11 protein-coding genes are annotated in these 13,104 nt (G+C 65.0%); 9 read left to right on the top strand and 2 right to left on the bottom strand.

Annotation, left to right across the window (positions count from 1 at the left end; translation table 11 throughout):
• Positions 1–40: 40 nt before the first annotated feature.
• Positions 41–2,905 carry a flagellar filament capping protein FliD gene (gene fliD / locus KF838_01615; GenBank protein QYK48563.1) on the top strand — a complete coding sequence of 955 codons (2,865 nt, stop codon included), beginning with the start codon at positions 41–43 and terminating at the stop codon, positions 2,903–2,905.
• 92 nt (positions 2,906–2,997) lie between these two features.
• Positions 2,998–3,450, top strand: a complete 453-nt coding sequence (gene fliS / locus KF838_01610) for a flagellar export chaperone FliS (protein ID QYK48562.1) — start codon at positions 2,998–3,000, stop codon at positions 3,448–3,450.
• Between the two features lie 15 nt (positions 3,451–3,465).
• On the opposite strand, the gene KF838_01605 is transcribed toward fliS, so the two are convergent.
• Both KF838_01605 and sthA read right to left on the bottom strand, forming a co-directional pair.
• Positions 3,466–4,692 (bottom strand): hypothetical protein, encoded by a 1,227-nt coding sequence (locus KF838_01605; protein QYK48561.1) that lies wholly within the window; start codon positions 4,690–4,692, stop codon positions 3,466–3,468.
• A gap of 51 nt (positions 4,693–4,743) precedes the next feature.
• Positions 4,744–6,159, bottom strand: a complete 1,416-nt coding sequence (gene sthA / locus KF838_01600) for a Si-specific NAD(P)(+) transhydrogenase (protein ID QYK49802.1) — start codon at positions 6,157–6,159, stop codon at positions 4,744–4,746.
• Positions 6,160–6,410: 251 nt separating this feature from the next.
• On the opposite strand from sthA, the gene alaS reads away from it, so the two are divergent.
• The 7 genes from alaS (at position 6,411) to atpH (ending at position 13,081) form a co-directional block, all read left to right on the top strand.
• Positions 6,411–9,332, top strand: coding sequence for an alanine--tRNA ligase (alaS, locus tag KF838_01595; protein ID QYK48560.1), 2,922 nt, complete (start codon positions 6,411–6,413; stop codon positions 9,330–9,332).
• An 8-nt stretch (positions 9,333–9,340) separates the two neighbouring features.
• Positions 9,341–9,721, top strand: a complete 381-nt coding sequence (locus tag KF838_01590) for an AtpZ/AtpI family protein (GenBank protein ID QYK48559.1) — start codon at positions 9,341–9,343, stop codon at positions 9,719–9,721.
• Between the two features lie 133 nt (positions 9,722–9,854).
• On the top strand, positions 9,855–10,295 hold the full coding sequence (locus tag KF838_01585) for a hypothetical protein (GenBank protein ID QYK48558.1): 441 nt from the start codon (positions 9,855–9,857) through the stop codon (positions 10,293–10,295).
• A complete protein-coding gene (gene atpB / locus KF838_01580; protein QYK48557.1) occupies positions 10,292–11,230 on the top strand; it encodes a F0F1 ATP synthase subunit A in 939 nt (312 codons plus the stop codon). Before KF838_01585 ends, atpB begins: the two co-directional genes overlap by 4 nt.
• A gap of 223 nt (positions 11,231–11,453) precedes the next feature.
• Positions 11,454–11,663, top strand: coding sequence for an ATP synthase F0 subunit C (gene atpE / locus KF838_01575; GenBank protein ID QYK49801.1), 210 nt, complete (start codon positions 11,454–11,456; stop codon positions 11,661–11,663).
• Between the two features lie 109 nt (positions 11,664–11,772).
• The gene (atpF, locus tag KF838_01570) at positions 11,773–12,405 is read left to right on the top strand and encodes a F0F1 ATP synthase subunit B (protein QYK48556.1); all 633 of its coding nucleotides are present in this window, start codon (positions 11,773–11,775) and stop codon (positions 12,403–12,405) included.
• Between the two features lie 67 nt (positions 12,406–12,472).
• A complete protein-coding gene (gene atpH / locus KF838_01565; GenBank protein ID QYK48555.1) occupies positions 12,473–13,081 on the top strand; it encodes an ATP synthase F1 subunit delta in 609 nt (202 codons plus the stop codon).
• Positions 13,082–13,104: the final 23 nt, after the last annotated feature.

Raw genomic sequence — 13,104 nt, 5'->3', positions numbered from 1 at the left:
GGCGCTCCGCTTGCCAGTTCCCTGACCAGGAGGGATCGCCATGTCAGGCATATCCACCGGCGTTGGACTCATCAGCGGCATCAACACCGGCTCACTCATCAACCAGATGCTCAGCATCGAGGCCAAGCCCAAGCAGTTCGCGCAGTCGCGCGTCTTCGGGTTGCAGCTCCAGCAGACCGCCTACCTCGACCTCAACTCTCGTCTGAGCGCACTCAAGACCATCGCCAACAAGTTCCGCACCGCCAAGACACTCCAGAGCAAACAGGCCACCACCAGCGATGGCTCCGTGCTCAAGGCGACCGCCTCCAACTCGGCCGCACAGGGAACCTATCAGTTCATCGTCGATCGGCTCGTGAGCACGCAGCAGATGCTCTCAAAGGGATTCGCCAACAAGGACTCAACGTCCGTCGGCGCCACAACCCTCACCTTCGAGACCGCCGCCGGCGGCCTTGTGCGCGACACCGCGCTCGCCGATCTCAACGGCGGCAACGGTGTCACAAGAGGCAAAATCGTCGTCACCGACTCCGTCGGCGGCACACAGACAATCGATCTCTCTACCGCCGGCACAGTCTCCGAAGTCCTCGACGCGATCAACGGCGCAAGCGGGCTCGCAGTCACCGCTCGCGTCGAGGGCGGCAGATTCGTCATCTCCGACAAGGCCGGCGGCTCAATCACCGTCGCCGACGCCGTCGGCTCCACAACCGCAACCAGTCTCGGCATCGCGGGCACAGGAACCGGCAGCATCGCGGGTGCAATCGTCTACTCGATCGGCGAAGACACCGCACTCGGCTCGCTCAACGACGGCAACGGCGTCTTCATCTCGGACGCGATCGGTGCCGCACGCTCAGACTTCCGGATCACCATCGACGGCTCCACAAACGTCCAGGTGAACATCGGACCAAAGTACAACTCCGGAGGCACACAGACCGAAGGCGCCGCCTCCACCGTCGGCCAGGTCCTCACACGAATCAACGAGGCCCTCGCCGCCGCCGGATTCGCTGATATCCAGGCCTCGATCGCGCCGGACGGCTCACGCCTCCAGATCATCGACGACCAGGGCACACGCACGATCGCAATCACCGAGACCGGCTCCGGCTCCACCGCCAAAGACCTCGGCATCCTCACCCCCTCGCCCGCCACAGGCACGCTCACCGGCTCGCGCGTCCTCGCCGGCATGAACAGCACGCTCACCCGCAACATCAACGGCGGCTCCGGACTCGGCTCCGACGGAGCAATCGATTTCACCCTCCGCGACGGCTCGACATTCAACCTCACCCTCGCCGCCGACAGCACCATCGACGACATCATCTCCGCGATCCAGAACGCCTCGGGCACGCTCGCCGGCGGAGGACCCAAGGTCTCCGTCACCATGAACGCCTCGGGCACCGGGCTCCAGATCAAGGACAACACCACAGGCAGCAGCCAACTCATCATCTCCGGCGCAGCCGCGACCTCGCTCGGCATCGACACCACAGGCACAAGCGCCGCAACCGTCTCTGGCAAGAACCTCCAGCACGCCTACGTCACCGCCTCCACACTCGTCTCCACGCTCAACCAGGGCAAGGGCATCGGCACCGGCGTCTTCGAGATCCGCGACTCCACCGGCGGCACCGTAGACATCGACATCGGCACCGACACCAAGAACGTCGGCCAACTCATCGCCGAGATCAACTCAAGCGCATCCGGCGCAGGCCTCCGCGTCCGCGCACGCATCAACGCAAACGGCGACGGCATCGAGATCTACGAGAACATCCCCGACGGACAAACACCGGGATCCTCCAAGATCAAGATCACCGACCGCTCCGGCGGCGTTGCCGCCGCACTCCGCATCGCCGGCGAAGCCAAGGACGTCGGCCCGGAGAACAAGATCGACGGCTCATACGAGCGCACCGTCGAGATCGACGCCGACGACACCCTCCAGGATGTCGCCAACAAGATCAACTCCGCAGGCATCCAGCTCGCCGCGTCGATCGTCAACGACGGCACCGGCTCAAAGCCCTTCCGACTCTCGCTCACCTCAAAGACCAGCGGCAGCGCAGGCCGCGTCCTCTTCGACAGCGGAACCCTCGACCTCGGACTCAGCACCATCGACAAAGGCAGCGACGCCCGCATCATCTTCGGCGGCTCCAACGCCGCCAGCGGCCTGCTCCTCACCAGCTCCAGCAACACCTTCTCGAACGTCGTCACCGGGCTCACGATCGACGCCGTCGGCGTCTCCGAGAACCCGGTCCGCATCTCCGTCTCGCAGAACACCGACTCCATCGTCACGGAGATCCGCGCCTTCATCGACGCGTTCAACACCGTCCTCACGCGAATCGACGATCAGAGCAAGTACAACCAGGAGACCAAGACCAAGGGCGCGCTCCTCGGCGACCAGACCTCGCAGTCGCTCCGCCGCAGTCTCCTCACCACCATCCAGAGCAAAGCGATCGGTGCCTCCGGCACATACGACGATCTCGCCGATCTCGGCGTCCGCGTCGGCTCCGGCTCACGCCTCGAACTCGACGAAGAACGCCTCAGAAACGCCCTCGCCACCGACCCCGCCTCCGTCGAGCAGGTCCTCGCCGGATACACACAGGGCGACGCCGAGCAGTACGAAGACCTCGGCAACGGCATCAAGGTCAAGATCCAGAACCCCGAGGGACCGTTCACAGTCCTCGGACTCGCAGGAAAGATCGAACGCCTCGCAAACACCTACATCGACTCCGTCAGCGGCATCCTCACCGGCCGCAAACGCTCCATCGACACCCAGATCGAGTTCCAGAACAAACGCATCGCCGAGATCGACGTTCGGCTCGCCTCACGCAGGCAGGTCCTCCAGGCCCAGTTCGTCGCCATGGAGCAGGCCATCGCGCAGCTCCAATCCCAGCAGAGCGCGATCTCACAGATCGGCCTCCTCGGATAATCCCGCACCTCATGTATCAACGCGCAGAACACGCGCCGCACCACCAGACCCTCCCGCTCAACCCGCCCCCCCCAACCGCCGATAAGCACCTCATGACCGCCACACAAACCCTCTCGACTCAGGCCAACGCCTACCTCAAGACCAGGGTCATGACCGCAAGCCCCGAGGAGCTCCGCCTGATGCTCCTCGACGGAGCCGCACGCTTCCTCCGCCAGGGAATCGACGGCCTCGAAGCCAAGGACTACGAACGATCCTTCAACGGCATCTCGCAGTGCCGCGCGATCATCATGGAACTGCTCACCGGTGTCCGACCCGAGCAGGCCCCCGAACTCGTCGAGCGTGTCCAGTCGCTCTACTCGTTCCTCTACGCCGAACTCGTCGACGCCTCATTCTCCCGCGACGTCAAGCGCCTCGGTAAGGTCCTCGGCCTCATCGAGTTCGAGCGCGAGACATGGCAGATGGCCATGCAGAAGGTCCGCGCCGAAAGAGAGGCCGCAGGCCGCACACCCGCCTCCGAGCACGCCGCCCTCGCAGCCCAGGGCTGAACCAGTCGCAACCGCTCACCGCGACATCGACATCGCACGCGTGATCCCCACCACCGTCGATTCCATCAGGAACGCGAGGCTCACGTTCGCATCCATCAGGCGGTCGGCCTCGCGGATCACATCCACCGCATCGCACACACGCTCCAGCCGCTGCGCACCACCCTCCACCGATCGAACCCGCCAACGCAGCCCCTCCGCCGCCACGCTCAGCACCAACCGGCCCGCATCCTTGTTCGCCTGCTCCTTGCTCGCGTTCGGGTTCGCCGACACATGCGCCGCCGCGATCTCATCCGCAATCGACGCCATCGCCGGCCCGAGTTCGACCACAAACTCACCCGACATCACCCGCTCCAGCATCGGCAGAATCCGCGGCCCCCACTCTCCCATCCCACAAGCCAGACCACCCATCAGCACACCCGGAGATCCATCCGCCACCCGCAGCAGCCACTCCATCGTCCGCTGATCAACTCCAGCACTCGCCGAAGCAAACTCCTCGCTCCCACGCATCCACGCCGACAACGCCTCATCAGAAAGAGGCCCGAAGCCCACCCGCTGGCAGCGGCTCCGAACCGTCGGCAACAACCGCTCCTCCACCGAAGTCACAAGAATCAGCAGCGAGCCCTCGGGCGGCTCTTCCAGCGTCTTCAACAACTGATTCTGCCCGCGAGGATCCATCAACTCCGCCTCATCAACAATGAACACCTTCGACGCAAGCCCGCCCTCGTGCAGCGTCGCAGAGATCTCGATCGGATCGATCAGGTACTCCTTCGTCACACCAGTCGGGATCGTCGTCTGCTTCCGCTCGCGGACCTCGCGGTCCTCGCTGAACTTCGCCAGCTCCTTCACGATCACATGAAAGTCCGGGTGCGTCCCCGCCCGCAGCAACCGCTGCACGCGGCTCTCCGGATCCGGCCTCGGAACCCCGTCCTCCCCCACCCGCGTCGTCGGGTCCAACGCCGCCGCCGCAAACCCGAGCGCGGCCATGAACTTCCCCACACCCTTCGGGCCTGCAAAAATCCACGCGTGATGCAGCCGTCCGGTTGTGAACGCCGCCCCAAGCACCGAGATCGCACGCTCCTGGCCGATCAACTCATCCAGCGGCCTCGGACGTGGCACCACAATCGCCGCAAGCTCCTGCTCCGCATCCCCACCACGCCCTCTCGACGCACGCTTCGCGCCCGCCTTCGGAGCGGCCCTCGAAGCCCCCGCGCTCGCACCAGATCCTGAGGCCTTCTTCGCCATGCGCTCAGCGTAGCACCATTCCGCGCACAGCCGCTCCCGGCACCGCCCCGCTCACACGCTCCGCAGCTTGTTCAGCCCGTTCAGCGCCGCGACCTTGTAACACTCCGCAAGCGTCGGATAGTTGAACACCGCGTTCACCAGATACTCCACCGTGGCATTGAACGCCATCGCCGTCTGCCCGATGTGCACCAACTCCGTCGCACCGGTCCCGATGATGTGCACACCCAGGATCACGTGGCTCTCTTGGTGAATCAGGAGCTTCAGCATCCCGATCTCGTCACCCAGCAACTGCCCCCTCGCGATCTCGCGATACTGCGCGACCCCGCTCTCATACGGGATCTCATCCTTCGTCAACCGCTCCTCGGTCCAGCCAACCATTGAGATCTCAGGTATCGCATAGATCCCGTAAGGCAGCAGATCGTGCACCTGCTCGTACCGCTCGCCGAACATGTGGCACGCCGCGACCCGCCCCTGCTCCATGCTCGTCGAAGCGAGCGCGGGGAATCCGATCACATCCCCCGCAGCATAAATATGCCCGACCGACGTCTGGAAGTGCTCGTTGACCCTGATCCGCCCGCGATCATCCGCCTTCAGTCCCGCCTTCTCAAGGTCCAACTCCTCCGTACACCCCTGCCTCCCCACGCAGTACAACAGACTATCAGCACGCAGCGTCTTCCCGCTCTCGAGCGTCGCCTCCACCATGTACTCATTGCTCGCTCTCGCCCCCGGAGGCGGCGCAATCCGCTGGATCTTCACCACCTTCTCGCCCATCCGCAGCGTCACCCCCGCCTGCCTCAGATGGTACTGAAGCGCCTCCGTGATCTCCGCATCCACAAAGTCCAGCAACCTCCCACGCCCCTCGATCAGCGTCACCTTCACGCCCAGGGCGCACAGCATCGACGCATACTCCGTCCCGATCACGCCCCCTCCAACCACGATCATCGAGTGAGGCAGCGTCTCGAGCCCGAGCAACTCGTCCGACGTGATGATGTCCGTCGTGTCGAACTCAACACCCGGCGCACGCGCCGGCCGAGTCCCCGTCGCCACAATCACGAAATCCGAGTGGATCAGCTCCACCGAATGCTTCTTCGTCACCTCAACCGTGTGCGGATCGACGAACCTCCCCTGGCCCTGGATCGAATCGATCCCGTTCCGCTCAAAGTGCCGCCTCACAATCTCCACCTCAGCGCGGATCACCTGCTGGCAAGACGCGATCAACTTCGGCAGCGTGACGTGCCCATGCGCCTCGCGGAAGTCGCCCATCGCAGGAACCGGCGTCGCTCGTCCCACAGCGCACAGAATCGCCTCACGCAGCGCCTTCGACGGAATCGTCCCCGTGTTGATCGCTACCCCGCCGATATCGTGCCGCTCAACGACACACACCTTCTTCCCGAGCTTCGCCGCCTGAATGGCCGCCTTCTGCCCGGCAGGCCCGCTCCCGATCACGCACAGGTCATAGTGACGCATCACCTCAAAGCCCCTTCGTCTCTCGATCATCCGCCCGAACTCTTACCCGTGCGCCGCACCACAGCGGACACCAGGACGCACACCTCCGCCCCGCGGCTCATGCACGCCCGCGCACAGGTTATCGGCCAGATGCGCCCCCGGTCGGAACCAAAGCACCCACATCCCCACCCAATCACCTACCATCGCACCACTCACGGGCTCGCGCCCGTAACCTTCACAATCCCCAAGACCAGTGCCAGGACCCACCTCCCATGCGCGCCGCAGAAGTCCGCTCAACCTTCATCGAGTTCTTCAAGTCCAAGGGCGGCCTCTCAGGCACCCCGGACGCCGGACACCGCTTCGCCCCCTCCTCGCCCTGCGTCCCCGTGGACGACCCGACCCTCCTCTTCACCAACGCCGGCATGAACCAGTTCAAGCCGATCTTCCTCGGCAACGTCCCCGCCGGTCACCCCCTCGCCGGACTCAAGCGCGCCGTCAACAGCCAGAAATGCATCCGCGCAGGCGGCAAGCACAATGACCTCGACGATGTCGGCAAAGACACCTACCACCACACCTTCTTCGAGATGCTCGGCAACTGGTCCTTCGGCGACTACTTCAAACAAGAAGCCGTCGAATGGTCATGGGAACTCCTCACCAAGGTCTACAAACTCCCCAAGGAAGCCCTCTACGCCACCTACTTCGAAGGCAACGAGAAACTCGGCCTCCCCCCCGACGACGAAACAAAAAACCTCTGGCTCAAAGTCCTCCCGCCAGACCACGTCCTCCCCGGCAACATGAAGGACAACTTCTGGGAAATGGGCGAAACCGGCCCGTGCGGCCCCTGCACAGAGATCCACGTCGATCGCCTCACCGCCATGGGTCTCGAGAAACGCAACGCCGCCCACCTCGTCAACTCCAGCGACCCCGATGTCATCGAGATCTGGAACAACGTCTTCATCCAGTTCGATCGCCAAGCCGACGGCTCGCTCCGCCCCCTCCCCGCCAAGCACGTCGATACCGGCATGGGGCTCGAACGCCTCGTCTCAGTCCTCCAGAACAAACGCTCCAACTACGACACCGATGTCTTCCACCCCATCTTCGAAGCCATCCAACTCGCCACCAACGCTCGCCCCTACCGAGGCAAGCTCGGCGCACAAGATGCCGACCTCGTAGACACCGCCTACCGCGTCATCGCCGACCACATCCGCACGCTGACATTCGCCATCACCGACGGCGCAACGCCCTCCAACGAAGGCCGGGGGTACGTCCTCCGCCGCATCCTCCGCCGCGCTGTCCGCTTCGGACGCCAGAAACTCAACGCCAAGCCCGGCTTCTTCGCCAACCTCGTCCCCATCGTCGTGCAGCATTTCGGCGATGCATTCCCCGAACTGCGCAAAGACCCGCAGCGCGTCCAGAACATCATCCTCGAAGAGGAAGAATCCTTCGGACGCACGCTCGACCGAGGCATCAAGCTCTTTGACGAAGCGGCATCACGCACCGCCGACCAACAGGTCTCCGCCTCCGACGCCTTCCAGCTCTACGACACCTACGGCTTCCCCATCGATCTCACCCTCCAGATGGCCGAAGAACGGGGCCTGAAGGTCGACATCGCCGGCTACGAAAAGCTCATGGCCGAGCAGAAGGAACGCTCCCGCGCCGGCTCGAAAGAGACCGCCGCGACCGGGCTCTCCCTCGACGGCGATGCCGTCGCGCGGCTCGGCAAGATGAACATCGTGCCCACCGACGACTCAGACAAGTTCCACGGACGCGATGTCCGCGCCCGCGTTCTCGCCATCTGGAACGGACACAACTTCGACCAGCACGTCTCCGCAGGCGTCACCCTCAACAAACGCGTCGGCATCATCGTCGATCGCACACCCTTCTACGCCGAAATGGGAGGCCAGGTCGCCGACCACGGACGCATCGTCGTCTCTCGCGAAAGCCGCGAGAGCGCACGCGACAACCACGATGGAGGCGAGTTCCGCGTCGAAGACGCCAGGTCCTTCGGCGGCTACGTCCTCCACGTCGGCATGATCCTCAAGGGAGAGATCCGCGTCGGAGACGATGTCATCCTCCACCTCGACCACAACCGACGCAAGGCCGTCGCATCCAACCACACCGCAACCCACCTCCTCAACTTCGGCCTCCGCGCTGCCCTCGGCGAGCACGTCGATCAGAAGGGCTCCCAGGTCGAGCCCGACCGCTTCCGATTCGACTTCTCAAACAACGGCCCCGTCGAGCCAGCGCACATCGCCGCCGTTGAAGAGACCGTCCGACGCCAGATCGCCCAGAACCTCACCGTCTACGCAGACATCGCTCCCCTCTTCGTCAGCAAGCAGATCAACGGCCTCCGCGCTGTCTTCGGCGAGACCTACCCCGATCCCGTCCGCGTCGTCTCCATCGGACAGCCCGTCACCGACCTCCTCGAAAGCCCCGCCAATCCCGCGTGGCGCGAGCTCTCCGTCGAGTTCTGTGGCGGCACGCACGTCGGCTCCACCTCCGAGATCGGCGCCTTCGCCCTCGTCTCCGAAACCGGTGTCGCCAAAGGCATCCGCCGCATCGAGGCCCTCACCGGCGTCCCCGCCGAAGCCGCGATCAAGACGGCGGACGATCTCGAATCCCGCATCGCCGGCGCATCAAGCGCCTCCGACGATGACCTCCCGAAACTCGCCACCGAGATCGGCAACGAGATCGACCAGTTGACCATCCCCCTCACCCGCAAGCACGCGCTGCGCGCCAGACTGGCCGACCTGCAGGAGCGCGTGAAAGCCGCCCAGAAGCGCGCCGCAGGCGCAAGCCGCGAAAAAGCCGAGCAGATGGCCCGTCAGGTCGCCGAAGCAGCCGCCTCGTCCATGGACGATTTCATCATCGCCACCATCGAGACCGGCTCCGACCGTGCGGCCCTCCAGGCAGCCGTCAACGTCATCCAGCAGAAGGCCGGCCGGGTCGCCATCCTCCTCCTCTCTCCCGACGAGGCGGAAGGCAAGGTCTCGATCGTCGCCGCTGTTCCCAAACCCCTGATCGACAGAGGGCTGAAGGCCGGTGACTGGGTCAGGGAGACCGCCGCCGCCTGCGGCGGAAAGGGCGGCGGAAAGCCCGATACCGCCCAAGGTGGCGGCTCCGACCTCTCGAAACTCAAAGACGCCTCCAAGGCCGCACGGACCTACGCCGCCCGCGTCCTGAACGGCGGCTGAAAGCCCCCATGCCCCGCGATCCCGATCACAACCAAAGCCCCGCAAAGGACTTCGAAGCGGATGGCGATCCCCCGATCGACCCCGACACCCTCGCTCCGCCCCCCCTGCCCGATGTCCTGAAACGCCCCGGCCCCTCCCAGCCCTCACGCCCCGGCACCCCGATCCCCAGATCGTCGGCGATGCAATTCGGGCGTGTCTTTGCCATCGGCATGGACTTCGTCTACGGCGTCGTCGGATGCGCTGCCCTCGGATGGGCCATCGATTGGTGGTTCAAAACCGCCCCGCGCTGGCTCCTCATCGGTGCCGGCATCGGCATCGTCGTCGCCATGTACCGATTCATCCGCGAAGGGATGAAGTTGTCCAGAGGCGACCAGAACCGACGCCCCTGACACATTCCGGCAAGGATCGTCAAATCCGAGCATGTGAACACTCGCCGGACGTGGGTCCCTTCGCTATTGTTTCGCCCCCCGGAACGGCCCTCGTAGGTCGCCCGGTCAGCGTTCAGGACTCGGACTCCCCAGCATGACGTCGATGGTTGCCCAACCCGCAATCCGGCTCCCCGTTCCGACCCTCGCCGCCGGCGCGCTCGCGCCAGGCATCGTTGTCGGCTCAGGCCTCGCCGCCTTCTGGTGGATGCGCTCCGCCGAAGCCGGGCAGGCCGCCACCATCGGAGCGGGAATCGCCCTGCTCGCCGCACTCGCTTGGGTCGGTGCCATGGCATTCCTCCCCCGCCGCAACGCCGCCAAGTGGTCGTTCGTCCTCGTCCTCAGTTCCTCCGCTCGCATGCTCGGCTCTCTGGCATTCGCGCTCGGCCTCTTCCTCGCGCTCCCCATGCAGAAGGCACCCTACTGGGGAACCTTCCTCGCCTGCTCGCTCACCATCCTCGCCGTCGAAACCATCGTCTCATACTCCGCCCTCAAACGTGCCGCACACGCCGCAGGCACCGAGGACTCCGCCCGATGATCGACATCCCCCTCGCAACCCTCTTCACGCTCGCTGCCGACAGCCCCGTCGACCACGTGGTCAACCACCCGTTCCTGAAGAGCGACAGCGGTGTCTGGCTCTGGTCCGCCCACGTCGGAACACTCGTCCTCGCAGGCCTCATCCTCCTCATCCTCGGGCCCATGATCGCTCGCCAGATCGGCACCGGTCCGGAATCCGAGGGCAACGATCGCTACATCACCAAGGGCCGCCTCGCACAGACCGTCGAAGTCATCTGCCTCTACCTCCGCGAAAAAGCCGTCCGGCCGCTCCTCCACGATCGCACCGATCGCTTCATGCCCTTCCTCTGGACCATCTTCTTCTTCATCCTCGTCAACAACCTCCTCGGCCTCATCCCCATCCTCGACGTCATCCATCTCATCAACAGCGACTGGAAGGCCGAGCATCGTGCCCCCATCGGCGGCACCGCCACCAGCAACATCGCCGTGACCGCCGTCCTCGCCTTCATCTCCTTCCTCGTCATCAACGCCGCGGGAATCAAGGAACTCGGCGTCGGCGGCTACCTCAAGCACCTCACCGGCGGCGCGCCCGCCTTCATCTGGCCCATCCTTGTCCCGGTCGAGATCCTCGGCACCTTCATCAAGCCCGTCGCGCTCGCCATCCGACTCTTCGCGAACATGACCGCAGGCCACGTCCTCCTCGCCACACTCTTCATGTTCGTCGGCATGTCCCTCAAGACCGGCCTCGCAGTCGGTGCGCCCGTCACGCTCATCTCATGCATCGGCGCCGTCGCCATCATGTTCCTCGAACTCTTCGTCGCTTTCCTCCAGGCATTCGTCTTCATGTTCCTCACAACCGTCTTCATCTCCCAGCTCTCCCACCACGGCGACCACGACCATGCCCACGATCACGCACACGACCACTCGCACGGGGGACACCCACACCCCGCGCACTGACCCGATCAACAGACCTGCCCACGACGGGGAAGGGCACAGGTCGAAACCATCTCCCGCCCCGCGCACTCTTGTCGCGGCGCTCTTCCCCGGGGAAACACTCAGTCACTCGTTCCAGAAAGGCACTCGACCCATGAAGACCATGATCAAGAACGTCCTCGTCGCCTCCGGCCTCGTCGCCCTCTTCGGCACCGCCGCACACGCCCAGGCGGCCCCCGCAGACACCATCGGCAAGGGCCTCGCTGCCATCGGTGCCGGTCTCGCCGTCGTCGGCGGCGGCATCGGCATCGGCCTCATCGGCAAGGGAGCCGTCGAGTCCATCGCCCGCCAGCCCGAGGCCGCCGGACCCATCGGCACCAACATGATCCTCACCGCCGCACTCGTCGAAGGCGCCACGCTCTTCGCCGTCGTCGTCGGCCTCCTCGCCGCACTCTGATCGTCTCACCGTCCGCATACCACCGTGGCGGCCTCGAAAGACGCCGCCGCGGCTTCCTCTCCCCATCCGGGGAGCTCTATCGATCGATCACCCCACGGAGATCCCTCCGATGACGCGCCTGTTCCGTATCCTCGTCGCTCTCACGCTCCTCGCCTTCACCCCCATGGCCCTCTCCGGCAGCGTTGCACACGCCGCGCCGGATACCTCGCACGCCGGCGACCACGGCCACGAGACCGTCGGCCCCGTACCGACCGTCAAGCAGGCCATGGCGCCCGCCCTCGCCACAGTCATCGTTTTCGCGATCGTCCTCTTCATCCTCTCCACCCAGGTCTGGCCCAAGATCACCAAGGGCCTCGCCGATCGCGAAGCCAAGATCCGCGCCGAGATCCAGAACGCCGAAGACGCCCGCAAGCAGGCCAAGGAAGCCCTCGAGCAGTACCAGCAGAACCTCGCCGAGGCCCGCGCCGAGGCCAACAAGATGATCGAGCAGGCACGCCTGCAGCAGCAGACACTCGCCAACGAACTCAAGGCGAAGGCCGACGCCGAACTCGGAGCCATGCGCGAGAAGGCCATGCGCGACATCGACGCCGCCAAGCGCTCCGCACTCTCCGAGATTTACGCCGAGTCCACCGCCCTCGCGACAACCATCGCCGGCAAGATCCTCCGCCGTGAACTCGGCGTCTCCGACAACCAGCGACTCGTCGACGAATCGCTCGCCGAACTCGGCAAGAGCCGCAACTGATCGCCTCGGGTGGGTCGGCTCTCCATGCCGACAAGTCTTGGTCGTTTCAAGTCCGACGGAGCCCTCCATGCCCCTCATCGAGTCACAGCCCGACGCACTCGCACGCACTTACGCACGCTCGCTCTTCGATCTCGTCGATGCAACAGGCGGCCGCGGAGCCATCGAGACCGTCCTCGGTCAACTCGAAGACATCCTCGAACTCGCCCGTCAGGACGCCCGCTTCAACGAGTTCCTCGCCTCACGCGTCGTCCCCGCCGGCCAGCGTTCCGAGTCTCTCCAGCGAATCTTCGGCAACCGTGCAGATCCGCTCGTCGTCAACTTCCTCAGGGTCCTCAACGACAAGGGCCGCCTCTCGCACCTCCCCGCCATCGTCGCCTCATTCGACGCTCTCGCACAAGAGAAATTCGGGCGCATCGAGGTCGATGTCTTCACCGCAGAGCCCCTCACCTCCGAAGGCCTCTCCGCCATCAAGAACAAGCTCGCCTCCTCGCTCGGCAAGGACATCGTCCTCCATCCCTACACCGACGGCGCCATGATCGGCGGCGTCAAGTTCCGCATCGGCGACCAACTCGTCGACGCCTCCATCGCCACACAGCTCCGGCACATGCGCGACACCCTCGACGGCCCCGGCGCATCCCGCCTCCGCGCCCGCGCCAAGGACGTCCTCGGCGGCTGATCTCCCGCTGCACACCGCTTCCC

The sequence above is a fragment of the Phycisphaeraceae bacterium genome (assembly GCA_019454185.1).
Lineage (GTDB): Bacteria > Planctomycetota > Phycisphaerae > Phycisphaerales > UBA1924 > JAHBWV01.
The sequence above is the reverse complement of the archived record's forward strand: the minus strand, read 5'-3'. Positions and strand labels throughout refer to the sequence as shown.